Origin of the sequence: Saccharothrix hoggarensis (assembly GCF_042678885.1) — a bacterium.
Taxonomy (GTDB): Bacteria; Actinomycetota; Actinomycetes; order Mycobacteriales; family Pseudonocardiaceae; genus Actinosynnema; species Actinosynnema hoggarensis.
On the sequence record NZ_JBHTLK010000483.1, the window covers coordinates 1 to 1,327 of the forward strand.

Sequence of the window (1,327 nt, forward strand, 5' to 3'; positions counted from 1 at the left end):
CTCCCGCCCCGCGGCCGGGAAGAGGGTGCGGATCGCCGCGGGGTCGGCGCGCACGGCCCGTTCCGCGTCGGCGAGCCACGGCTTGGGCAGGGCGGCGCGCAACGCGGTCATCGCCCGACGTGCCACGTCCGGCGCGGCGTGGCTGTGGCGGGGCAGTTCGACGGCGGCGAGCCCGGTGTACCCGATCTCGTCCAGCGCGCCGAGCGTGGCGGCCAGGTCCAGCTCCCCCTCGCCGAACTCCAGGTGCTCGTGCACGCCGGGACGCATGTCGTCCAGCTGCACGTTGACCAGCAGGTCACCGGCCTGGCGGATGCACGCGGCGGCGTCCCGGGGTTCGACCGCGACGCAGTGCCCGACGTCCAGCGTGATGCCGAGCCGGGCGGGCGAGCCGAGGTCCGCGCGCAGCCGCAACGCCTGGTCGAGCCGTTCGACGAGCATGCCGGGCTCGGGTTCGAGGCCCAGCGGCACGCCGTGCCGGTCCGCGCCCTCCAGCACCGCCGCGACGCCGGACCGCATCCGCCGCCACGCCTCGTCGTCGGCCACGCCGTCCGGCACGATCCCGGACCAGAAGGAGACGCAGTCGGCGCCGAGGTCGGCCGCGACCTCCACGGCGCGCAGCAGGAAGTCGACCCGCACCTCCTGCTCGTCGCTCACCAGCGTCGGGTGGTGCTTGCGGCCGGGGTCGAGCAGGTACCGCGCGCCGGTCTCCACCACGACGCGGAGGCCGAGCCGGTCGAGCCGCGCGGCGACCTCGCCCACCCGCCGCGCGAGGTCGGGCGCGAACGGGTCGAGGTGGTGGTGGTCGAGGGTGAGCGCCACGCCGGTGTAGCCGAGGTCGGCGATCAGCGCGAGCGCGTCGTCCAGCCGGTGGTTGGCGAACCCGTTCGTGCCGTACCCGAGGGCGAACGTCATGTGGGACCCACCTTCCGGCTCAACGCGCGGGCGAGCGGCAGGACGAGCGCGAGCGCGGCGGCGGCACGCGGGGAACCGCCCCGCGCCACCAGCGCGCACTGCAACGGCACCATGCCATGGATGCCGGTCCTGGTGGCCGAGCGGACCGTGCCCGCGCCGGGGTCTCGCACGGCGGCCAGCTGCGCGCGGCCCACCGTGACGGCGTACGCGGCCGCTCCCGCGAGCGCTCCCAGCCGGTGCCGCCAGGTCCGGCCCGGTCGCGTGATCGTCGTCAACGCGGTCAGCGCGGTGCCACCGAGCACGGCTCTCGCGGTGCCCGGTGACGCGCCGCGGACCTCGCCGCGCGACAACGCCGTCACGCCGAGGGTGTGGCCCGCCATGACGGCTGCGGCGGGCAGCGCGCTCGCCGCCCGCG

1 protein-coding gene and 1 pseudogene are annotated in these 1,327 nt (G+C 76.9%); both read right to left on the reverse strand.

Annotated elements, in window-relative coordinates; all coding sequences use genetic code 11:
- The coding region (locus tag ACFQ3T_RS36625) for a sugar phosphate isomerase/epimerase family protein (RefSeq protein WP_380730764.1) at positions 1–912 on the reverse strand (912 nt) is incomplete at its 3' end.
- Positions 909–1,327 (reverse strand): annotated as a pseudogene (locus ACFQ3T_RS36630) (SCO3242 family prenyltransferase); the annotation flags it as partial. The pseudogene ACFQ3T_RS36630 and the gene ACFQ3T_RS36625, both read right to left, overlap by 4 nt.